Source organism: Siphonobacter sp. SORGH_AS_1065, assembly GCF_030818595.1.
Lineage (GTDB): Bacteria > Bacteroidota > Bacteroidia > Cytophagales > Spirosomataceae > Siphonobacter.
Genome location: NZ_JAUTAM010000010.1, coordinates 14,242 through 39,079 on the forward strand (window position 1 = coordinate 14,242; position 24,838 = coordinate 39,079).

The 24,838-nt window shown below is 44.0% G+C and carries 12 protein-coding genes; 4 read left to right on the plus strand and 8 right to left on the minus strand.

The window, feature by feature from the left end; genetic code table 11:
• Nucleotides 1–23: 23 nt before the first annotated feature.
• From QE390_RS24470 to QE390_RS24485, 4 genes are all read right to left on the minus strand, one after another.
• Entirely contained in the window at nt 24–2,036 is a 2,013-nt protein-coding gene (locus QE390_RS24470) for a glycoside hydrolase family 2 TIM barrel-domain containing protein (RefSeq protein WP_307144333.1), read from the minus strand.
• A gap of 9 nt (nt 2,037–2,045) precedes the next feature.
• Nucleotides 2,046–2,867, minus strand: coding sequence for a glycoside hydrolase family 16 protein (locus QE390_RS24475; RefSeq protein WP_307144334.1), 822 nt, complete (start codon nt 2,865–2,867; stop codon nt 2,046–2,048).
• Between the two features lie 130 nt (nt 2,868–2,997).
• The gene (locus QE390_RS24480) at nt 2,998–4,743 is read right to left on the minus strand and encodes a RagB/SusD family nutrient uptake outer membrane protein (protein ID WP_307144335.1); all 1,746 of its coding nucleotides are present in this window, start codon (nt 4,741–4,743) and stop codon (nt 2,998–3,000) included.
• A gap of 12 nt (nt 4,744–4,755) precedes the next feature.
• Nucleotides 4,756–8,079 carry a TonB-dependent receptor gene (locus QE390_RS24485; RefSeq protein WP_307144336.1) on the minus strand — a complete coding sequence of 1,108 codons (3,324 nt, stop codon included), beginning with the start codon at nt 8,077–8,079 and terminating at the stop codon, nt 4,756–4,758.
• 301 nt (nt 8,080–8,380) lie between these two features.
• Between QE390_RS24485 and QE390_RS24490 the strand changes: the two genes are divergently transcribed.
• A complete protein-coding gene (locus tag QE390_RS24490) occupies nt 8,381–12,415 on the plus strand; it encodes a two-component regulator propeller domain-containing protein (RefSeq protein ID WP_307144337.1) in 4,035 nt (1,344 codons plus the stop codon).
• 424 nt (nt 12,416–12,839) lie between these two features.
• Here the strand turns inward: QE390_RS24490 and QE390_RS24495 are convergent, their stop codons facing one another.
• From QE390_RS24495 to QE390_RS24505, 3 genes are all read right to left on the minus strand, one after another.
• The gene (locus tag QE390_RS24495) at nt 12,840–13,217 is read right to left on the minus strand and encodes a hypothetical protein (RefSeq protein ID WP_307144338.1); all 378 of its coding nucleotides are present in this window, start codon (nt 13,215–13,217) and stop codon (nt 12,840–12,842) included.
• An 876-nt stretch (nt 13,218–14,093) separates the two neighbouring features.
• Entirely contained in the window at nt 14,094–14,390 is a 297-nt protein-coding gene (locus QE390_RS24500) for a hypothetical protein (RefSeq protein WP_307144339.1), read from the minus strand.
• Between the two features lie 126 nt (nt 14,391–14,516).
• A complete protein-coding gene (locus tag QE390_RS24505; protein ID WP_307144340.1) occupies nt 14,517–15,173 on the minus strand; it encodes an AAA family ATPase in 657 nt (218 codons plus the stop codon).
• 1,695 nt (nt 15,174–16,868) lie between these two features.
• Here QE390_RS24505 and QE390_RS24510 point away from each other — a divergent pair.
• Nucleotides 16,869–17,840: a replication initiation protein gene (locus tag QE390_RS24510; protein ID WP_307144341.1), complete on the plus strand. Its 972-nt coding sequence runs from the start codon at nt 16,869–16,871 to the stop codon at nt 17,838–17,840.
• A 748-nt stretch (nt 17,841–18,588) separates the two neighbouring features.
• Here the strand turns inward: QE390_RS24510 and QE390_RS24515 are convergent.
• The gene (locus QE390_RS24515) at nt 18,589–19,761 is read right to left on the minus strand and encodes an NAD(P)/FAD-dependent oxidoreductase (RefSeq protein WP_307144342.1); all 1,173 of its coding nucleotides are present in this window, start codon (nt 19,759–19,761) and stop codon (nt 18,589–18,591) included.
• Nucleotides 19,762–19,852: 91 nt separating this feature from the next.
• Between QE390_RS24515 and QE390_RS24520 the strand changes: the two genes are divergently transcribed.
• A complete protein-coding gene (locus QE390_RS24520) occupies nt 19,853–20,818 on the plus strand; it encodes an AraC family transcriptional regulator (protein ID WP_307144343.1) in 966 nt (321 codons plus the stop codon).
• Between the two features lie 958 nt (nt 20,819–21,776).
• Entirely contained in the window at nt 21,777–24,830 is a 3,054-nt protein-coding gene (locus tag QE390_RS24525) for a TonB-dependent receptor (RefSeq protein ID WP_307144344.1), read from the plus strand.
• Nucleotides 24,831–24,838 lie beyond the last annotated feature (8 nt).

Below are 24,838 nucleotides of genomic sequence, written 5' to 3' on the forward strand. Positions count from 1 at the left end.
AGCTACTGCATTAGGGATTAACCTTAGCGTAAGGGAACGGGCGATTTTAAATACCACTCCCCGGTATCTTCCAGAGATCCTGACTTCACTAAAATCCTATTTTTTCCGGGCTTCAGTTGAATACCTGGCCAGCTCATGCGGTGCAGGTCATCCGCTTTTTGTCGGCCCTGCGATACCCCATTGACCCATAACTCCGCTTCCTTCAGGGTGGTAAATACTTTAACTGTTGTTACCGACTGCTGACGTAGAACGTTCCGGCGTTCGGCCAGATAGAGCATCGGAGCCGTATTCCAGTTCGCTTTATAAAAGTAGAAGGCATCCTTTCGAACGTTACGATCATAAGTAACCAATCCTTTATCGTTGAGGGCATCCTGATCGCCCTCGGTGCGGATGGAGGAACCAAAGTCTGCCAATACCCAGACGTATTTTCCCCAAATGAAAGGTCTTTTGCGAAGTTCTTCCCAGTTTTTTTCGTGATAGGCCGTCTGCCACTCTTCGGGGTGAAACCGTCCGGTAGGTTCTACGGGCTGAAGGTTTTCCTGATGGTGTCGAATACTCGCTCCGGCTCCGTACTCGCTGACGGCAATCGGTTTAGCCGGATAAGCCCGGTGGGTCTGATCCGCCCAGCTTCCTATTTGTTCGAAAGAACCGCCATACCACCCGTAGTATTTATTCCAGGCAATCACATCCGATACTTCGTTAAAAGTATCCCGATCCAAGAAGCTGGCACAAGTGGTTATTCTGGTAGAATCTTCCGTTTTAACCAACTGGTTTAGCTCTTTTAGAAACGGAACCGGATCATCGTAATCTAGCTTGAGTTCATTAAACAAGCCCCAGAAACAAATGGATGGGTGATTGTAATGCTGACGAATGAGTTCCTGCATGACTTGCCGGGCGTGGTCTTCCAAAGCTTTGCTTTTAATATAGCCCATGCCAGTATACCCTCCTGGCCCCACCAGGGGAATTTCCGACCAGAGAATCAGTCCCTTCTCATCACTGAGCTCATACCAGGATTTTCCGTGCGGATAATGCGTCAGTCGCACGGACGTAGCTCCACTTTCCATCACCAGATCCATGTCCTTTAAGTAATCTACCGGCTCATAGGCTGAGCCTTTCCCTGATACATCTTCATGATAGCCGAATCCGTGTAAGTCCAGCTTTTTCCCATTCAGAAAAAAACCTTCGTTCGCATCGACCCGGATTGAGCGAATACCCAGTGGTTCCGTTTGACTTTCTACCCCCTGGCCATCGACCAATAACTCCGTTTTCACCCGGTAGAGATACGGGTCCTGGCGGGCATTCCAGAGGTGCGGTTTTTCAAGGGTGAATTTCTGTTCAAGTCCTGCCGGATCTTTTCGCTGGGCCACTGTTTTCCCCTGGGCATCCAAGATCGACGTGCGAACCTCGGTTTTCCGCGACGGGTCGATTAAGGAAAGTTTGGTCTTTACGAAAACATCAGCCGTTTTCTCACTCACGTTATACTGGGTCACATAAACGCCTGAAGAAGCGAAGTCCAGCGGGGAAATACAGTTTTTCTCCTTGATAAGTAACCATACGGGCCGATGAATGCCTCCATATACGTTGAAATCCCCCGTTAAGGGCAGCACGTCCAGCCGATGTTCATTGCTAACCTGAACGGTAATAAGCGGATTTTTTCCTGCTTTTATAAAAGGAGTAATTTCAAAACAGAAAGCTGTATATCCGCCTTTATGGTTACCTACCCACTGCTGATCGATGAACACATCTGCCACCGAGTTTACCCCCTCAAAATAGAGAAACAGTCTTTTATCTTTCCAGGCCGAATCCAGTGGAAGGGTTTTCTTATAAATAGCTGCCGTACGGGTATAATCCATTTTTCCGGCGGCTACCTCCCCCGCATTCCAGGTATGCGGTACATTGATGACGGGATTACTCAATTTTTGCCGTACGTCATAGGCAAAGTGAAAATCCCAGCCCTGCTGTAAACTTAGTTTGTTTTGCCCCCAAAGACTCAGACAGCAGCCCAAGCCCCAAAGCGTAAGAAATAGCTTTCGCATACATTGGTTTTATTGGTAGACTCGTACATAATCCACCACGTAGGTTAACGGTAGAATTTCGTCGTACAGGGGGCCTGCCATGGTTCCCTGCCGGCCCAACGCCAGATTTAACATCAGGTAGAAGTCTTTCTGAAAAGGATTTTCAGAGCCTTTCTGAGCTTTCGCCAGATCAAAGACAAAGTATTTCAAATCGTCATAATAAAACTCAATACGGTCTTCGTACCATTCCGCCGCGTAAATATGAAAGTCTTCGTAAGGGGCTCCTACAGAAGGTTTCTTTCCTTCGTAACGATACTGATCGGTCGAATCAGCGTAGTGCACTGTTCCGTACACCTGGGTAGAATCTTTTCCGGCATATTCCATCACATCAATTTCTCCGCAAAACGGCCACTTGACGGTAGGGTTATTGGCCCCCTTCATCCAGAACGCGGGCCAAGAGCCTTTGCCTTTGGGAACTTTAGCCCGAACTTCAAACCGTCCATACTTCCAGGTTTTCTTTCCCAACGTCATAATGCTGGCTGATGTATAGCCTGCCACGCTTTGACCAGCCCGTTGAGCATTAGCCGAGCCACTTTTTTGAAGCGGATACGACTCCTTACGGGCCTCAATGATTAACGTTCCGTTTTCGACCCGGATGTTTTGCAGGCGTTCCTTGGTGTAATATTGAGGTTCCTTGTTGCGAACGAAGCCTTCTTCGTAATTCCACTTCTTGGGATCGGGTAAGCCCTGGTAGTTAAATTCATCGGACCACACCAACGTTTGATAGGGCGATTTGCTCTGAGCAAAAGTCAAGGTGGGAAGAAAAACCCATAGCAGTAATAAATAACGCATATGTATATACGAATTTTTAGAAAGATCATTCATCCACTGAATAATGGATGAATGATCACTGGTAGCAAATAAGAGGTTAAGTGGAATAAGTAGTAACCCGAGAAAAGGGAGTCCTTTTCTCGGGCGAACATTAATTGACCCAACCCGGATTCTGAGTCAGTGCAGGATTCATTTCAATTTCCGTCTGTGGAATGGGCCAGGTATAGATATAATCACCCTTCCATGAGTAGGTCTGCACATTAGCTCCCCATACCTGCTTAATCCCCGCTCCCGAGTAGAACACGGTTTCTTTCCAGGTTTTCCAACGCATTTCATCGAAGAAACTGATCCCTTCATTCACAAACTCCCGGCGGCGTTCATTGCGAATTCGCTCTCGTAAATCCGATTGGGAACTAACCGTCGTCGCAGCGGATGCATTGAGAAGCCCTACTCCTGCCCGTCCTCTCACCTGATTGACTAATTCAATAGCTCCCGTAGTATTGCCCTGTTCATTTAAGGCTTCGGCCCACATCAGCAACACATCAGCGTAGCGAATCAGGGGAAAGTCAATCGGACCATACGAACGGTTGAGCGTTTCGGTGGTTCCTTCGTAGACAAACTTGCGGTGTAAGTAATAAAAATAGGGTTGGGTATCCGTACGTAAATCTCCATTGGTTGCCGCCTCGGCCCGGTAAGGCCAGCGGGACGTCACCGTAGCATTGGCATTATTGAATACACCCAAATAGGTAGCGTAAGGGGTAATCACATTGGCCGCCAGACGAGGGTCTCGATTGGCGTAGGCTTTTAAAATCCGCTCTTCATTACCCGTTGGCAGGTACTGGCTCATGTCCGCTCCCCGGTTGCGGGCCGCCGTCATTTCGTTGGTCGTCAAATTATTACGCAGGAAAAATACTTCCCGCTGGGCAGGAGTCATCCGGCTATATCCCGGCAGAACGGCATCCCAGTTGAAGGGGGACCCATCGGCATTTTCGTAGAGATCAACCACGTTGGGCGACACCAGGAAGTTATTCCAGCAAGAACCAAAGGAAGAGCGGGTGCCGCAAAAGAATTGCGTAGTCGAACCTGAACCACTCACGGCGATGTGCTGAATTGAGAAAATCATCTCATCGCTTTGCTCGTTGGCCAGTTTGAAGAGTGTTTTATAATCCGAAAACAAGGCATAACCCGCTTCTTTTACCTTGCTAAAATCAGCGGCTGCTTCAGCCCACTTTTGCAGATACAAATACGCTTTTCCCCGTAAAGCGTAAGCGGCTCCTTTCGTAATGTGTCCATATAAACCATTGCCTTTGGCGTACTTGGCGGGCAAGTTAGGTTCATTAATGGCATCGGTTAAATCGGCAATTACCGCGTTCCAGATTTCGGTTTCCGTGGAACGGGCCCTTTGGGCATTTTCCGGAGTGATGGGTTCTAAAAAAAGCGGTACGCCTTTGTATAACTGATTGAGCCGGAGGTAGAAATACGCCCGTAAGAATTTGCATTCTGCTACCAGCCGGGCCTTTTTCTCCGCCGTTGAGGGAGATTTAGCCGGAATGTTGACAATGGCATCGTTGGCTCGGTTTACGCCCTCGAAGAGCTGCCGGTAGTTATCACTAAAAAGAGCACTGGAGGTAGTAATAGTCCCCATCAGCAGGGCATCTGCGTCCCGGCCCTGTCCGCCCGTAGAAAAACGGTCTAACTGATACAGTTCGTTTCCAGAGGCGGCACTCGTATTGATGTTCAAACGCAGGGCATTATAAACACCCGTAACGCCTAGATCGGTTAAATTATCCGTCGTCCACATGGTAGCCGAACTTACCGAGTCATAAGGAGACGTATCCAATAGATTTTCCCGGCACCCCGTCAGCAAAAGGGTGGCAAAAATCAATAGCTTTTTCATGAGGTCTTTGATTTAAAAGGTCAGGTTCAGGCCTAGCGTAAATTGACGCATGGTGGGATAATCCACGCTTGCTCCCACTTCGGGGTCCATGCCCGGATAACGGGTAATCAGGAGAAGGTTCTCGCCCGACACATAGATTCTGGCTCGCTCCAGAGCTACTTTTTTAGTCAGGCTTTGCGGAAGGCTATACCCCAACTGAACGTTACGTAGCTTGATATAACCGGCATTGTAAAGCCAGAAGTTACTGGCTACAGCCGCATTCTGGGCATCGGTTATATTTTTTAGCCGAGGGGCTTTACCCTGGATGTTATTGGCAGGATCAGACGGATCGGCATCATTGTAGTAATAGTGATCGTTAGCTACCTGCAAGGGAATAGCAAAGCCATTTTGAAGCGTAGAGTTATTATAGCCCTGCACATTCCAGTAGTATTGGAAACCCGTACTTCCCGACCAGATCATCGAAAAATCAAGGCCTTTCCAGGAAAGATCCCCCCTCAAGCCAAAGTTGTATTTGGGCGTCGTGTTGGTGCCCGTAAATTGCCGATCGTAGGTATTGCCGTAAATGCCATCCCCGTTGTTATCCGCGTAAATCAGATCTCCGTAATAAATTTTGGATTTTCCAACGCCCCCCGCGGGCTGAAAGACATAACCCGCCGCCGTCATATCCTGCAACCACTGCAAATCTCCGGGTGTCCGAATCATGCCATCCTTCGGGCCCGCCTGAATATCTACGCTTCCATCCGCACTAGGGACATAGTTACCCTTACCCTGGTAAACCGTGCGAACGTAATATTCGTTAATTTGATGCCCTTCTAAAATTCGGGTATCGCCTCCAGAAGATACATTCCCCAGATTGGAGGTATACGTGCGAACGCCATTGACATCCTGATACCCTTCTACGAGTTTGCCTTTATACTGCTCCACCCGGTTATAGTTATACGCGAAATTTCCCGTCAGACCAAACTGGAAGTCTCCTGACTTACCCCGATAGCCCAGCGATAGTTCTACGCCTTTATTAAGCACAGCGGCTGTATTTTGGGTCGGTGCCGTAGCCGTTCCCAGAATCAGTTGAATGGGTGGTGTGGTTAAAATACCATCCGTGTATTTGCGGTACACATCAATATCAAAATTGATGGCTCCTTTCAGGAAAGAACCTTCCAGGCCGATGTCCGTCACGGCTGTACTCTCCCATTTCAGTAAAGGGTTGGCAATTTTTCCTTTCCAAAGTCCGGTCACGGCCAATCCGTTGAACGAATAGGCGTTCGTGCTGTAGAGCGACTGATAATCATAGTTACCCAGGCTTTGATCGGTATTCATGACGTTATTCCCCAGCATCCCCCAGGAACCCCTGATTTTCAGGTTCTGCACATGATTATTGATACCATTCATGAACGGTTCTTCTGAAAGTCGCCAGCCCGCTGAAAAAGACGGGAAAACACCCCAGCGATTACCGGGAGCAAATTTGGACGAACCATCGTAACGGACGTTGGCTTCGAGCAGATAACGATCTTTAAAGTTGTAATTCAGGCGACCGAAGAATGATTTCAGAGCAAAATCATATTCACCTCCCGTCGTAGTGGTGGGTAAGGTTGCTGACCCCGGGGTTGTGATGTTGTAATCAATCAGGCCCATTTTACTGGCGGCCAGATTGTAGTAGTTAAAGTAATACTGGTTAAAGCCCCCAATCGCTCCCAGAGAATGATCCCCCAATTGCTTGTTGTAACGTAACACCAAATCCAGTGTGGTTGCGTAATCCTTGTTAAAGGAGTAATTGGTGGAAAGCTGATCGGGAGCACTGGCGGCCTGCTTGAGGGTATTCGTAGCAAAATCCCAGCGATCAATCGGATTGGTATGCGTATTGGTTTCGCGGAGGCGGGTCTGATAGTTAAAGCGGGATTCAAACGATAAGTCCTTCAGCAACTGTAGCGTGGCGTACAGCGTGGTATTAAACCGACTTTGTTTGTCCGCTCCCCCCGTTCCATACAGATACGACAGGATATTATTAGCCGTAGCTGACTCCTCGGGAGCCTGAGCAAAACCATAACGACCCTCGTAGAAAGGAACTACCCCTGGCGTCGTCTGTCTTAAAAAGTTAAAAGCAGTACTGGTATTACCTAATCCATACGATTGGATGGAAGCGTAGGTCTGAGTCCCCAGGGTAAGAAATTTTGTGATTTTACTATCCAGATTGGCCCGTAAGATGTACCGTTCCGTACCCGTATTTGCCATCGTTCCGGGGTTACCCAGATAATTGGCCGAAAGCAGATAACTCGACTTTTCACTGCCTCCGCTGATGGACAAATTATGGTTTTGTAATACCTTATTTTCGAAAATCGTCTTAGTCCAGTCCGTATTAGGATAGGCCAGAGCATTAACTACCCCATTTGCCGTTACACCGTTAGGATTCCGGGCCGCCGCCTGCCAGGCATCAATGGTGGTCTGAGCAAACAAATTGTTTTGCCCCAGGTTACGGTAGGCCTCATTGATCAGATTCATATGCCGGGCGTAATCGGTCACAAACTCGATGGTATTCATGGGCTGGGTAATCGATAACATACCCGTGTAGGTAACGCTTACCTTGTTTTTATTACCCTTTTTAGTAGTAATCAAAATCACCCCGTTAGCCGCCAAAGACCCGTAAATAGAAGCCGAAGCCGCGTCTTTCAAAATCGACATACTCTCTACGTCATTGGGGTTAACGGCATCCATTGAGCTGATGATTCCATCGACAATGACCAATGGGTTGTTGTTGTTGAGCGTTCCATTCCCACGGATTCGAATGGTTGCCCCATCCGACCCCGGTTTACCAGAACCCTGCTGCACGCTCACCCCTGCGGCTAAGCCTGCCAGCGAGGAAGATAGGTTAGTAACGGGACGGTTTTCAATACTAGCCGCTGAAATGGTAGCTACTGAACCCGTCATGTTTACCTTTTTCTGCGTGCCATAACCCACCACGACCACTTCGTTCAGGGATTGATCCTCTCCTATCAATGTCACGTTCAGCTCCGTTTGATTGCTTAACTCCACTTGCTGAGTTTTATAGCCCACGGAACTAAAGACCAGCGTACCTCCGGCCTGATTCAATACTAGTTCGTAGGTACCGTCAGTGGCCGATACGGTCCCTTTAGACGTACCCTTCAGAACAATACTGACGCCGGGAATTGCTTCGGCTTTTTCATCGGTAATTTTTCCCCGTAGTCTTAAGGCTTGAGAAAAACCCGGTACGCAGACGCACAACACGCCTACCCAGGTAAGAGTCCATTGAAGCCAGGCCCGGTAAGGGGAAATGTTTGGTAGCGATAATCGCTCTGACTTCCGTTTCTTTGAACGAATCATTGAAGTAGTGTTAGGTACTATAAAGAGGCTTGATGATTAGATTGGCAAAGCTCCGACAAGCGTGTAAGTCAGGGCGGTCAAAATCCTTAAAGAATGGGGTGAAAATCTTAAAAACAGCAGAAAATAAGGCTTTAGGCCCTCTGGAATAAGACTTGGCCTAGGGCTTCTTTTATAAAATAATCTATGGAATGCAGGAAAAACCGCGTTTTAAAATTTGCCCGATTCTGGTATATTCGATTCTTCAAGAGGGTAGATTAGAAAAGAACCGTCTTGCTAACATACAGGTAGTCGTATTTAAAGCATGAACCCCTCTACACTTCGAACACTTCTGGGCTTACTTGGACTTTTGTGGGGGGTCCTATGCCAGGGTCAAAACATTGCCTTTAATCACCTGGGCTCAGAGAATGGCCTATCTCAAAACTCGGTATTAGCCATTGCCCAGGATACTCACGGTTTTATCTGGATGGGTACTCGCTATGGACTTAATCGCTACGACACGAGAAATTTTCGGGTGTTTAAAAATGATCCTTCCGATTCAACGACCCTTTCGGATAATTATATTCTTTCCCTGCTCGCCGACTCCCGGGGTAAGTTATGGGTAGGTACCACGCAGGGGCTTAACTATTACGATTCCCGAAAAGATGTCTTTCAACGCTCAAACAGCTCCGCCGAAAAGCGGCAGGGTCTTCATAGCCTGGCCATTCATTGCCTCTTTGAAGATTCTAAAGGAAGAATTTGGGTAGGAACTTCCAATGGCGTCCGTATTTTAAACCATCCCCGAAAGTCCACCGTTCAGGCTCTGTTCAAAGCTCCCGCTTCCCAGCCACCCCTGGAAGTAAGAAGCATAGTTGAAGATGCGGAAGGAAACTTTTGGATTGGAACGTCTAAAGGGTTAATTCGACTTCGCCCGCAGAACGGTATCTACCGTTGCCGCTGGTTTACCAAAAAAGATGGTCTAACGGACGACTTCATCACGAGTCTGGCTACAGATGCGGAGAAAAATCTATGGATCGGCACCAAATATGGTGGAGTAAATCTGTACCAGCAGAAACACTTCTCTGCCTTGCTGCCTACCCAAATGGATCCGAACATCCGCAAGATTATGCCGGATAAAATGGGAAAAATCTGGATTGCCTCTTTGGAAGGGTTATACACCTATGATCCAGCTCTCAGACAATTACATACCTACCGGCATGACCCGGAAAACAGTAAAAGCCTGAGTCAAAATTCGATCTACTCACTCTTTGAAGATACCAACGGATCCATTTGGGTAGGCACTTACTACCGAGGCGTGGATATCGTTTATTCTTCGTCTACGCCCTTTTCCATCTATCAAAACCATCCACAGGCGAATACGCTCAGTAACGATGTCGTCAGCTACATTACTGCCGATGACCAAGCCAAACTCTGGATCGCCACTGAAGGTGGGGGCTTGAATTATTACGATACTCAAAAAGGTACTTTTCACGCGTATAAACACCAGTCCTCCCAGCCCTTTAGCATCAGTTCCAATTTAATCAAGAGTTTATATTGGGACAAAAAGGGCACAATGTGGGTCTGTACTCACCTGGGCGGTCTTAATGCCTTTTCCCCGCAAACGCAACGCTTTACCCATTTCAAACACGATCCTAACCAACCTCATTCGCTAGCATCCGACAACGTTATTGCCCTGGCCGAAGACGCCAGAGGAAAAATCTGGGTGGGCACTGATCGGAATGGCATCAGTGTACTAGACCCAGCGACGGGCCAATTTCAGACCATAGATATTCATTCCAGTCCACTGAAAATTAGTGGGATTGGCATCCGTAACCTATTTCTGGATTCTAAGAAAAACCTGTGGATTGCCACGGGATCTGGTCTCAACCGGGTAGATGCCACGGGAAAGAAGATTACCGCGTTTACCAAAAGAAATACCCTGCATTTAAAATCTGATGATATCAACTGCGTTGCCGAAGATGCCAAGGGACGCATCTGGATAGGTACGTATTACGGAGGATTTTGTCTGTTAAATCCCGATGGAAAATCGGTAACGACCTTTACGGAGAAAGACGGACTAGCCAATGATAATGTGCTCGGTATTCTCGAAGACGATCAGCACTACCTATGGTTAAGTACGGAGAACGGACTCAGCCGTTTTAACCCCGAACAAAGAACTTTTAAGACCTATACGACCAGCGACGGATTACCAGCCAACGAATTTAGTCCCCGGGCTTACTTTAAAAGTCCATGGGGTTCCCTATACTTTGGTACCAACAGCGGCCTAGTTAGCTTTGATCCCAGCCGAATAACCCTTAATCAATTCTTACCACCCCTGGTATTTACTTCACTTAAACTTTTCAATCAAGCCGTGAAGGTTGGTGACGGGGAAGGCATTTTACCCCAAGACATTAGCTCAACCTCAACGGTTACCTTTACGCACGATCAGAATATTTTCTCCGTTGATTTTGCCCTGCTCAACTATATCAAACCGGGCAAAAATCAATATGCTTATCAACTCCAGGGATTCGAAAAAAACTGGAATTACGTCAAGATTCCTTCCGCTACCTATACCAACCTTGCTCCAGGTACCTACACCTTACTTGTAAAAGCGGCCAATAATGATGGCATCTGGACACCCCAGCCCGTTTCGCTTCGTATTAGGATACTTCCTCCTTGGTGGGCCACCTGGTGGGCTTATCTGCTATACGCCTGTAGTTTTAGCGGATTGCTTTTCATCCTTATTCGTTTTTTCTGGCTGCGGGCTTCGCTTAGGCGAAATCAGGAACTTCACCAATTGAAGCTGAATTTTTTCACCAACATTTCTCACGAAATCCGTACACATTTAACCCTGATTCTGGGACCCGTTGATACGCTCATAGAGGCTCTGCGAGAGGATCCTTTTGCCTCCAGGCAGCTCCAGCATGTACAAAATCATTCGAACCGCTTACTTAAACTGGTAAGCGAGTTGATGGACTTCCGCAGAGTTGAGTCTCAAAAACTGGACCTTAAGATAAGCCGTTTGAATATCGTAGCTTTTGTCGATGAAATTTTTGCCTCCTTTGAAGATGCAGCCCAATCCAATCACCTAGAAACGTCGTTTTACGCCCAGACTCCTCATTTTGAACTCTACTTTGACCCTCAGCAGATGGAAAAAGTACTGTACAATTTGCTGACCAATGCCTTTAAGTTTACGCCGAAACAGGGCCGCATCGAGGTTTCTATCATTGAGAAGGCTAGTCAGGTATGCATTCAAATTTCCAATACAGGGCAGGGTATTGCTTCTGAGCACCTCAAAAAACTCTTTACCAACTACTTTCAGGTGCAGGAGCTGCTTCACCAGAATACCGGATATGGTATTGGTCTGGCTCTGGCTAAAAGCATCGTCGAACTGCACCACGGAACCTTAACCGTTGAGAGTACACTTCCCGAGGCGGGCCGAACCGGTTTAACCACCTTTACAATCGCCCTATCCAAGCATGCTTTTCAGGAGTTAAATCAACCTTCCGGGGAGGCTGCTTCCTGGAAGGTTAGCACGCCTTCGTTTGCAGTACCGTCGGAAGAATTTATCCCTTCGGTGGATGATCCCCAAAGGCCGCTACTGCTGTTGATTGAAGATAACCCTGACGTGCTGACGTTCATTCAGGAATCACTACTGCCTGCGTATCGGATCTTAACGGCTCGGAATGGCTCGGAAGGTTGGCAACTAGCCACTAGTCAGATTCCAGACGTAATCGTTAGCGATGTAACCATGCCGGAAATGGATGGACTGGAGCTTTCTGAGAAGCTAAAACAGGATGACCGGACCAGCCACATTCCTCTCATTCTGTTAACAGCACGAGCAAGCCAGGCCCATCAAATCAGTGGCCTTGCACGGGGCGTAGACGATTACCTCACCAAGCCATTCAGCGTTGAAATTCTCAAACTCAAGATTCATAACCTCCTGGCCTCCCGGGAAAAAATGCGGCAAAAATATAGCCGCATGATGACGCTTGAACCGCAACAAATTCCCATCAATACACAGGACGAAGTTTTTCTCCATAAGCTTATCAGCATCATAGAAGCTCATCTGGATCACCCTGATTTCGGAGTAAATAAGCTGGCTTCAGAAGTAGCGATGAGTACCCCTGTCCTGTACAGAAAATTAAAGGCCCTGACGGATTTATCAGTCAATGATTTTATAAAAACCATTCGGCTTAAGAAAGCAGCACAGCTATTGATCAGCCAGCCCCTAACCGTTTATGAGGTAGCGTACGCCGTAGGCTTCGATGATCGAAAATACTTTAGCAAAGAGTTTAAAAAGTATTTCGGTCAAACGCCGAGCGAATACGCATCCCTTCATCAATCCTCAGAAATGTAAGAAGTAAAGGTTTTATGTTAATGCAGAGAATGGTATTTAAAGAACCTGCAAAACCACAAGTAGGCCTTTCCGTGCATTCAAAAGGACTCTTGTTGTTTACCTTATGTTCATTATCCCTGTCATCCAGAGAGAAGCGAAGGCCCTTCGCTTCTCTCCTATCAACGCTCAAACCCGAAGGATTAATCCAATCCTAAGTAAGGCTTCTCCCTTTACAGGCGGGGGTTACCTTAATTTTTTAGTTATCGCTTCCCTTACTCGCTCAAGGAAGATAACACACAGCCAGACTTATCTGGGCATAGGTGCTACCTAAACCTATACTGAAGCAGATGATCCAACACAAATTTTCCGTAAAAGAATTGACGAACGGCCTACTCACTTCTGAAGGACGTGGATAACAAGGAAGCCACTAGAGTCAACCTAATTTCTATAGGTTAGAGGATACAAAACGAACATCCATAGAGCCAGAAGCCTGATTACCTTCTAACATCACCTTATACGTGGCCCCTTTCTGATTCACCAGATGAATTCGTTTTTCCTCTAAAGATTTAATTTTATCATTAAATACAAATCCTGAGGCTGACTTGATGGAAGCTTGTAATGTCCCCGCTGCTGTTGTAAATCGGTACGATAGATAGGTATCATTACTAGGGACACGGAGTACGAAATGCTGTTTACCGTTTAACTCTTTAAACTCAGCCTGAGTAGACTCATCATTCGAATTGCCCTGCCAGTTTTTAGTAGAAGAACACGCCGTAAGAAACAAGGCTATAGTAAGGCACAATACAAAACGGATCATTGACATGGCTTTTAGAGTGAATAAGATAGGGATTCGGTTTAGTAGTTGAGAGATGAATAATTACCCTTATAGGCTGCATCAACTTTTACCATCGTATGAATTTTGCCTGCTTCACTCCTGATCAACTCCACAAAACTGATTTTAATTAAATTAACAATCAGCTTCTTAGGACATCTACCTATGCTAAGAATACTGGGTGCTCAACACTAGAAAATAGTTAGCTACTTATTATAGTTACTTGTTTGGGATAAGGGCGAGTACTATGGAATCATTTGCATTTACCATCACTTAGGTTTTCTGTGAGCATTCTATTTTTAGTATTAACTATTATATGTTTTTTATATTTTAATAGATATCATTTATATATATAAAACATATCTTGTGTATTGGATAGATAAGAAGTTCATGCCAAGGGATTATCTTTTAGAAACCGTTCAACAATGATTTTAAAAGCCCGTACTAATATGTGCTAACTACTCAGGCAGTTAGTATTTACTTATTCATGAATACAGTTCAGTAGGGCGACTTTCGAATGTTCTTACATCCACAATGACGTAGTCTGCTTAGTGCTGGAAAAATTCTAGCTCTTAAAAAGGAGTTAGCTCTATAGTTAAACGTGTGCTATAGCAGCAGCCCTGGAAAGAACCCCAATAATAAACTCAGCCAGTAATCAGCATATATCTATAGCCTTTGATTGTAAGTTAAAGAGTCTATCTATTTAATATTTGCTTTCTACTACACAAATAGACTCTTCAGCTATTAATGGGAATGATAAAGTCAAGGACGAATTATGCATCGCTTTCTTTCTTTAGCTCTTCTACCCTCCTTTAGCTACTTTCAGATCAGGTACTTCACCTCTAAACAGTGCGTTTCTACGCTGACTTATTTCTTTTTCAAATCTCTCTGAATCTTTTCTTCCAGTGCCTGAATGATATAAGCATGCCGGGAAGGCCGCTGTCGCTTGGGAATTTTCGCTAATACTTCTTCTACCTCCGTTAACTGACTTTGATACAAACGAAGTAATACGGTCTTCACAGCATCTTCATCCAGGTTATCTACCACCTCAGGTTTTGCCTTAGTAGATGATCCACCTTTATTAATCAAAGCTTCTATTTTTTTCTCATCAACCACAGGATCTACAATAGACTTTGCCACGGATGGTTTTTTTGCAATTGCCATACTTACAGATTTTTACATCAAAAAAAGATACCAATTTAGATACTTATAAATATATAGTTTATATATCTGTTATAGTATACGAATATCAACAAAATGTATATCAATAGAATATATCAAGTGATTTCACTACGCTTTCTGATTTAATGCTGTTAGCATTGCTTCATACAAAGCAAGAAATTCTGCTGAAGCTTTTTCATCCGCAGGCTTTAATTCCAGGATTCCAAGTCCGTAGGAAATGGCGTTTGCAAAGGCCTTCCGATTAATCAAGGGCGTATCCAGATAGGTCAATACCTGCGATTCTTTTAGCATTTCCCCTACTTCCCGGTTATCAATGCCTTTGGGGTCAGCCCGGTTAACAAAAGACATAGCCCTTAGTTTAGGGTTTACTATCTGCATTTCTGAAATCAGATGCTCCACCTTTTCTAGCGTCCAGATGTCTAAGGAACGAGGGTAAAATGGTACCATGTATACATCAGTAATTGATAAAGCAGCTCGTTGACTTGCTGTATCACGACCACCCGTATCAATAACTACGTCGTCAAATTTGCTAGCCAATTTTAGCACCTCAGATCGTACTTCTTTGTCTGACTGACGAATGGCAGTGTACCCTTTATTACCTTCTAATGCCATTTCTCGCTGTACAGAAAATTCATGAGCGGATTCTTGATCATCCGCATCTACGAACAGAACATCTCTTCCCTGATTACTGAGGTATACGGCTAGATTGGTCGCTAAAGTTGTTTTCCCGCTACCGCCCTTAATCCCACCTGTAGTGAAAATCATAAGTGTTATGGAGTTTTCTTTGAGCAGCGAATATACTATTAGTTTCGATATATATACTAATATCAATAAGCTTATCATATTCTATATAAATTATAAACTATTGTATATATACAGTTTATATCAATAATGATATCATAAAATATTATAGTTATCTAATTATTAAACATTTATGAGTATATAAAAAATATGTATAGATGAAGGGGAGGGCTGAATAGTAGAGCAGTTAATCGATAAAAGATATTGCATACATCTTACATAGTTCACCAAAGAGATTAATTAAGAACACATTCTCTACCCTAGGTTGATAGAAGTTCTTATATACTTTATATATCAATATACTATCATTTAGTATATATCTGTATTAGGTCCTTAATCCCAATAAAGGCAGATCATGTGAGCCCATCTAGCTTTTCTAAACAGGCCAAACAATCGTATTTCTGGAAAATGGATTAGCAGTAAGGTTTCGTTGGTTTGACTACGAATAACTACAGGTAGAGATAGGAAGATCAGTGAAGTAAGTACTCTAAAGTTCCCTGATCTTAACTAAGATCAGAATAGGAGTAAAGGTGAATTTTTTATACAGCATAGACTCAAAACATAAGATGGTTAACTAGGCCTCTATACATGTAAATTAAATTTCAGGTACATAATTAGCAGATGAAGAAAAGCTTATGTAAATGAAGTGAATAGATTTCCAATTGAATATATTTTTGATATGTATACTAATATACTATATATATTAAATTTTATATAATAAATGTAGCTAGTGATCTGGTAAATAGGAAGTTATCTAATACGACTAAAATGAAAGGTCTAGCACTAAAGAAGCTATTAGTATTTTCTAATTGCATCAAATTGCATAAACCTTGAAAGTATAATACAATACATTGTTAACTGCCTGTATAAAGAATGTAAGAAACTATGATTGGAAATTTTAGGTGCCTAATTGCATCAAATTGCATAAGGTAAAAGCTTACTAACACATGCAATTGAAGTGGTTAATAATACTATAAAGTCATTATATAGACTGATTGTCAGTACTTTACTAAATACATACTACAGGTATAACCTTTAATTGCATCAAATTGCATAAACTAGGTTTTAGATGAGAAATCAGTAGGTAAGTGACTGATAATCAACGCAACAATTCTTCTTTTTTATATCTAATTGCATCAAATTGCATAAGGTATATTTTGTTAAACTTCTGATTATCAATCAATTAATAATTATAAGGATATACGTCATGAAAGAGAACAGAAGAACATTTCCTCACAAAGACAGCGGTGAACTAAATAATTAGTTCACCGCTAACCTTTATGTATTGATTTAAAACTTTTTTCCCTCAAAAATGAGCGTGCGGCGGAGCCGACGCAGGCCGAAAAAGCGGGGGGAAAATTAATTGATAAAATGTAGTATTAATTAATTGATTGATTGCTAGAGTGTGGATAAATGAGATAATTTATTGATTATCAATAAGTAAAATGTTTCTATTGCATCAAATTGCATAAGGTATTGCATCAAATTGCATAAGGTATTGCATCAAATTGCATAAAGTTAGCCCGTAGTAATTGCATCAAATTGCATAAGGTATTGCATCAAATTGCATAAGGTGGGTGGGAAATAAATCAAATAAAAGAATCATGATGCAATTTGATGATGTATATTTGCCAGTAGACCACCCTACAATGCTTGGCTATGAAAGAAAAGAGTTTGGTTCGGATCAGTAACACGATGAATTTTACGCGGCAGGAATTTTTGGCTGTCGAAAAACATATCGTTTTACTTACGTTACTAAGTCTCAAAGGAAAGCAGGGGATGAAGGCAGACTTTGGCGGAAAGCACGAGGCTCTCGAAATAACCTTTAACGCGTCGGAATTGAAGGAGACTAACCGGGAACGAATTAAGGAATCTCTGGAGCGATTGACAACTCGTAAAATTCACTTTGATTACTCCAAGCCTGGTCATGATTATTTTGGATTCATTGTTCCTATCATTTCAGCCAAATACGAAGGCAAGAAAGGCATCAATTCAGAGATTACGGTATTAATCAACCCAGATGCCAAGAAGTTGTTTCTGGAGCTTTCTAACGGATATTCAACGCTAGATCTACAAGCTATTCTCAGCCTTAAAAGTAATTATTCCATCCGACTGTATGAATTGCTGAGTATGAAAGCCCGGCAGGAGCCCTGGACCATAGAGGTAGATACGCTCAAAAATCTGCTTGATATCGAGTTAGGGGCTTACAAGAACTTTAACCTTTTCGAGACTCGTATTCTCAAATATACCCAGAACGAATTAGCCGAGCATTGCGGCGTTTTCTTTGATTGGGAAGTGGCGGCTAAAGAGCGAAAGAAAATTACGGCTCTGACCTTCACGATTCGGGATCGTGAAAAACTGAATCGCGAATTTTTAGCCGAAGAAACCATCAAAACGATAGATTATGTCACTTCCTTAGGGGACCTTCACATTGCCAGCAAGGTGAGGGCGGCCTGTCAAAAATACACGCTCACAGAAAAGCAGATTCAATGGATTCTGGAAAGTCAGGATCGGGTTAATGAACTGATTCGTATTGATTTGATCATTGAGGATAAAACAACGAAGGGTAAAGGACCTAAGAATCGAACCAAGTACTTAGCTAAGAGTCTGGGGTTAGATAAGTTAAATTGAGGTATTACCGTTAGTAGATTAAATAAAAAGGAAAATATGCAATTAATAGTTTTAGTTTTAAAAACGTTTTTATATCGTTATTAAATCAAAAAAATAATTACTATCGAAGTTTCATCTGCTCTTTATTCATCAATATTGCTTCATTCAGAATACATACAACTAGTCCGTTTATACATGCAGCCATTGAAAAACTTTTACTTAATTAGGTAGGGGATCAGTAGAAGGCATTGAATCTCTCCAATGATTGCCAAGGTCTAAGAGACTGTTTAAAAATTAAATAGCTTCATGCGAATCGGAATGCGATCCTTCGCTTTACTAGGGAGATAAGGCAGGTGGAACCTGCCTTATCGTAGAAACGAGATAGAATCTCGCACCAGTGATTAACCCTCAACTGACCTCTCGAACGAAGAGAGAAACCTGCTGTAGAACGGGTCTGGCTTATTCAAGTTACCGCCTGACCTAACGAGCTCGAAAAAGGACCTAAGATTCTTCGCTTCACTCTGAATGACAGACGCTGATTATTAAGTAATGATAGTATCCCTCAGCTAAGAGATAGTTATTATTACTAACGGTCTCCGCTAAATCCATTCAATAATCTGTAAGGTTAATCCAACATGAGATTCGCCGTCAAACTCATGCTAAAGCTACAGTAAAGTCCTCAAAAGCTTTACACTAATGCTCTGGCCGTCTGCATGTTTGATTACAGCAGACTAGAATTAATAATGTCTTATTGATTTTTATCGTGTGCTTAGGGAAGGACCAATTGCCGTTGATCGGGAGTAAGAATGATTTGATCCGTTAACCTCCGGTGAGCTTCGGATTCAGAAGCATTCCTAAAGGCAGAAGCAAATGCCTGTAAATTCCGTTCGTCTTTGGGCAGGAAAGAGGCGGCATTATTTCTGGCATTGCTTTGAAATTTCTCAATGACTGGCTGCATGAGAGCATTGTAATGCGTAAACGCCTGCAAAAGATCTTGGGGGGAGTCGGCCATGAAATGGGCCAAAGCTTTTGCTCCGTAGATTGACAATGAAGCTCCCATTCCAGATAGAGCCGTAGGGCAATAGCCCGCATCGCCCAACAAAAGAATTCTTCCGTTAACTAGATTTGGAGCATGAATCATTCCCATTTTATCAGCGAAGACTAATCCACTTTCGACCAGGTCAGCCATTAAGGTCTGCACTTCCACGGAATAGTTCTGGAACGTCTGCTCTAAGAGTTGCCGGGCATTTTGCCGTAAGCTGGAAACCGCCTGTGTCTGATAGATATAGCACTGAATAGCCAGTTCATCCCTACTAATTGGGTAGATGGAAAGCATTTTATGAACATCAATGAAGGTTTTAAAAGACCCAACCTGGTACGTATGATTTCTGCGTAGTCGTCCCCCTACGTAAAAAACGTTGAAATCTTCTAGTTTGCTGTCTTCGAAACATTTCTCGCGAGTAGTAGATCGTAAGCCCTCAGAAATGATGAGAGCATCTGCTTCCAGAATTTCTTTAGTAGTTAAGGTAACCCTTACCGTATGGGCGTCCTGGTCCACAGAGTCAATGCAGGTGTCCATCAGAATATTCATTTTGTCTTTTACGGCCTGGTGAATTTCGCGGTGCAGGTCACCCCGGGTGAGCGTGATGGATGGTTCCATCCCTTCGTTCATCTTTTCGTAACTAATCCGCCGGATGAGGTTTCCCTGACCCTCTACAAAGTCCATGAAGTCAGAGGGCGTTGCTGCCTGACGTAACGGCTTGGCCAGATTTAGCTCCTCCATAATTCTCACCCCAAAATTTTTGAGGGATAGCAAATAACCCGCATTTGTAAATGCCTTGGCTCGCTCTAAAATGGTTACTTCATGCCCCTGTTTTTGAAGAAAGATAGCGGCTGTAAGCCCGGCTATTCCCCCGCCCGAGATAATCATTCGCTTTTTCATGATGCTAAGTCTTTCGTTGGTAGACTTTGCAAAAGTATTGGTAGGTTTACGAGCAAAATAGCGGAAAAACGAATATAAATAGTCCAAAAACATGCATTCGTCTTACGATAGTCAACCCATGCTTCAACTGGCAGCTAAATTAGGCGTATCTGATTCTGACCAATTAGGTGGATTGACCGATTTGGAGTTTCAGGAGATGAGGATTGTCGATTTTCTACCCGAAATGATGATCATGATCCGTTCCCTGATTTCAAAAGAAGAATTTACGTATGAAAGAAAGCCCATTACTATCATCGAAAAGGGGCTGTTCATATCCTTTCAGAATATTTTTAAGGGTGCCCTAGAACAGGGAGCAGACCCGAATAACCGATTACCCCAGGAAAGGCCGCACGTACGAATAACGCCTTCGCGTATAGCAAGTAAAGTTAGTTTTCCCAAACGATCGCATATCAGGCAGGTTACGATCCTGATTGAGATGAGTTACTTACAACAGTTTCTTGGGAAAGATCAGTCCAGGTTTAGCCATCTCTTCGAGGCGGAGAATACCTTCTGGATTGAGGAATTCATGTCACCCGAGATTGCCATACTGGTAGATGAGATCGTTACTGCTACTCCTGAGGGGGCACTCTTGGACGCGTATTATCGACTGAAATCGTTGAACCTGCTTTATTTTCTGTTTAAAAATCTGGGGTATCGACAAGCCAGCCCTTATCGATCCATGAGTACGGCGGAGATGGAGGCTATTTACCGAGTGCGAAATGCCATGAGTGCCTCTCTGGATCAGGCCTTACCCATCGCCGAATTAGTTAAACTCAGTGGTATGAATGAATTGAAATTACGTAAACTTTTCAAGCAAGTGTTTGGCAAAGGGTTATATGACTATTTTCAGCATCTGCGTATGCAGGAAGCGGCCCGACTTTTGAAAGAGGAGCGGCTTTCGGTATCTGAGACTGGCTACCGTCTTGGTTTTACGAACTTAAGCCATTTCGGCAGACTATTCGAAGAATGTATCGGAATGAAGCCTAAGAAATGGGCCAGCCAAAACGAACACGTATAGCTTTTATAGAGCGTCGTTGTTGGTAGAAAGTTATAAGGAGCTAATCAGATTCGCTTGGTAACTGCCACCGAACTAGATTTCTTTATTTGAGTTTTTACCGTGAATTTTTATAAATGACATTTTAAATAAAGTGCGTTAGTCCCTCCTTTCTGTTACTACTGTCATCCAGAGTGAAGCGAAGGACCTTATTGCCTTTGCAAAAGTATTTGGCCTCGAGGCTACTTTACTAACCTCAGCACCGTCCCATTCTGCAAAAGATCTCTCACTTCATTCGACATGACGGGCAGAGGGTCTCGTTTATACCTCCATTCATCCGCAACACAGTCGCGGACGAGCATTGATTATTGACCCCTTCCCTGTCTTTAGAGCAAAGAAGGAACTTACCTGCCTTCACCATTAACCCTCAAGTAGGAAAGGTTTCAGAAACTATAATTTCCAGCAGGGTTTAACAATTGTAAATCTTAAAAAGTATCCTCATTCTAAGGTATTGATCGTTGCTAAGAACAAGCTATAGGCTATTGATAACAAAAAGTTAAAATTGTATTAAAAGCCATAAAAAGTATATGTATCATCTCAGGTTTATACGTCTACATTTGACCTAACATACGAGTAAACTTGTATCTACTTTACTGGCCGCCTAACCTAATTCAAACATCTGTTTTGTTCTCATGATGAAAGAAATTACTAAAGATCTAGTAGCTCAGCTTAAAGAGCTGAGTGTGTAATTTTTTGATTACATCTTCCCTTTACATGTCAGTTACTTGTTCGCTATTCATTTAGCTGAGCCAGGTAAATTATTTGCTTCAATATCTGCCGAAGGCCTTCGGATAGATCGAAGCAGTGTTACTATTTCTCTACGCCTATAGGTTCCTATGTGCGTCAGGTAATGTATTGCCTATTTGTTTCCATAGACTATTAATCTCAACGTTTTAGTGTAACCTTAAATCAATACAAATGGATGAAAAATCTACTGCTCTATGGCCTTTTATTATGGGGAAGTATTACGGGCGTTGCTGCTCAGAATGCCGAAGTTACAGGCCACATTATTTCTGATACCAAAACGCCTGTGGTGGGGGCTACGGTTCGCCTGAAAGGTACCGTTCGAGGCGTTATTTCTGACACCAATGGTGATTTTACACTAAAAGCAGATCATCAGGATACCCTTCAGATTAGTGCGATTGGCTATGTTCCTATCGAAATAAGGGCTATTCCTGGGAAACGAATGATCATCACCTTAAAAGATAAACAGCAGGATCTGAGTGAGGTAGTCGTGGTAGGTTTTGGAGCACAAAAAAAATTAGCTGTCACGGGAGCCATTTCTTCCGTGGGGACGAAAGAACTAACCCAAAGTCCGGTAGCAAACTTAAGTAATGCTCTGGCGGGAAGGCTGCCTGGACTCACCACCTTACAGACCAGTGGAGAACCCGGCTATGACGGAGCCCAGCTCTGGATACGGGGCATGGCTACATTTAGTGGGAGTCAAAGTCCGCTTATCTTAGTAGACGGGGTTGAACGCTCTTTTGGAAGCATCGACGCGAATGAAGTAGCAACCGTTTCCATTCTGAAAGATGCCGCCTCTACTGCCGTTTATGGCGTAAGGGGAGCCAACGGCGTAGTATTGGTGACGACTCGCCGTGGTACAGAAGGCCGATCTAACATTACGGCTACGGTACAACAGGGCATTCAGATGCCCACCCGCCTGCCCGAATACCTGGACTCCTACGATGCTCTCACCCTCTATCGGACGGCTTTGATAAACGATGGAAAAAATTCGGCTATGTATACGGATGAATACCTGAACAAATTCAGAGACCGTAGCAAACCCTCTTATGCTTATCTGTATCCCAACGTAAACTGGCTAAAAGAGATGATCCGGCCCTCGGCATCGATGATGCAGGCTAACATCAACGTTTCAGGAGGTACCAGTTCGGTACGGCACTTTGTTTCTCTGTCTTATCTGCGTCAGAATGGTCTTTACAACTTTGCTGACCAGATCAAAGATTATGATATACAGGCTCGCTCGAATCGCTATAATTTTCGATCCAATATAGACCTGGACATCAACAAGTATCTGGTCATGGAATTAAACCTGGGAAGTATCATTCGTGATAATAACTTCCCACCCATTGGAGCAGGCGATATATTCGGCTCCTTGCAAGCCATGCAGCCCTGGTTGTATCCCATGACCAATCCCGACGGTAGTATTTCTGGATTAGATTCAAAAGCGATAAATCCCTACGGGCGTATGACGCAGGGTGGTTATCAGCGAAATTTTGAGAATACACTACAGGCTACCTCCGGTTTCACCCTGCAACTGCCCTTTGTTACGCAGGGCTTAAGCCTGCGAGGCCGACTTTCCTTTGACTCTTACAGTTACCGGAATGTTCGCCGCGTTAAGAATTTGTGGACTTACCAATATTCTCTGGCCGACGAAAACGAAACGGATCTCTCCAAAGGAACCTACCGTCGAATCTGGGAAGGAACCAATACCCTAAGCTATGACGTGTTTGCCAATAGCAACCGCCGTACCTGGATTGAATTATATGCTAATTATAACCGGATTTTTGCCCAAAAGCACGCCGTCACGGGTATGCTCCTTTACAACCAGCAGAGTTACTTCGACCAGGTAGGATCGGGCAATGCCATTGCAGGATTACCTTATAAGTACAATGGATTCGTTGGTCGGGGCACCTATGCCTACAATGACACGTACTTTGCCGAGATTAACTTTGGCTATAACGGTTCCGAAAACTTCCCCCGAGGGAAACGCTACGATCTTTTCCCTTCCATGTCTGCCGGGTGGATTATGTCTAATGAATCATTCATGAAGGGTAAGCTTTCCTTTGTCAGTTTGTTTAAATGGCGGGGATCCGTAGGAACCGTAGGAAATGATAAGATTGGCCAGCGACGTTTTCTTTACCAAAGTACCTGGTCACTGAACGCTGGCGGTTATCAATTTGGCAGAGACTATAACGGGGTTGCATACACGGGTGCCGCTGAAGATGTACTGGGTGCGACCAATGTAACCTGGGAGAAAGCTCTTAAGTATAACCTGGGGATGGACTTAGGGCTATTCAATGATGCCTTCACGGCTACAGCAGATGTCTTTTACGAACGACGTAAAAACATTCTGGCTCAGCCGGGTACCATCCCTGCCACCCTGGGTATTACTAGTTTACCTTATCTAAACCTGGGCGAAGTAGAAAACAAAGGCTTTGAGCTGGAAGCACAACTCCGCAAGCGATTCAGAAATATCAATTATTTCATCAAGGGAAATGTATCCTATGCTCAAAATAAGATTTTGCAAATGGATGAGCCTAGTTTCCAGGACCGCCCCTACATTAAGCGAACCGGTCGGAGCATTAATGAACAGTATTCCATGATTGCTCTGGGCTTATTCCAAAGCCAGGAAGACATTGATAATAGCCCCGATCAGTCTCAATTTGGACGCATCGTTCCAGGAGATATCAAGTATAAGGATATGAATGGAGATCATGTCATCAATGAACTGGATCGGGCTTACAATGGCAAAGTCACCGTACCGACGACCATGGCTGGCTTAGCCCTGGGTTTCAATAGCAAGCTGATCGATGTAAGTATCTTGTTTCAGGGAGCTTTTGGAGGTAACGTCTGGCTAACGGGAGATGCGGTCTGGCCTTTCAGTGGTGACGTAGGAGTAATGGCTGATGTTAAGGACAATTACTGGACTACCGACCGACCGAATGCCAAATATCCTCGTCTTTCTTCTTCGGCCAACGTCAACAATAATCAGATTTCTACCTACTGGATGACCTCCCGTAACTACGTGCGTCTGAAAAATGTTGAAATAGGTTTTACGCTGCCTAAATCAATTCTAAGCAGAGTTGGATTAAAAACGGGCCGCTTCTTTGTCAATGGCCTTAACCTGATTACCTGGGATAAACTCAAGATTTTTGATCCAGAGATTCCTAATGACTCTCGCAATTATCCCCAGCAAAAAGTCTTCAATGGTGGTTTGACAATTGGCCTATAATCTCTGAA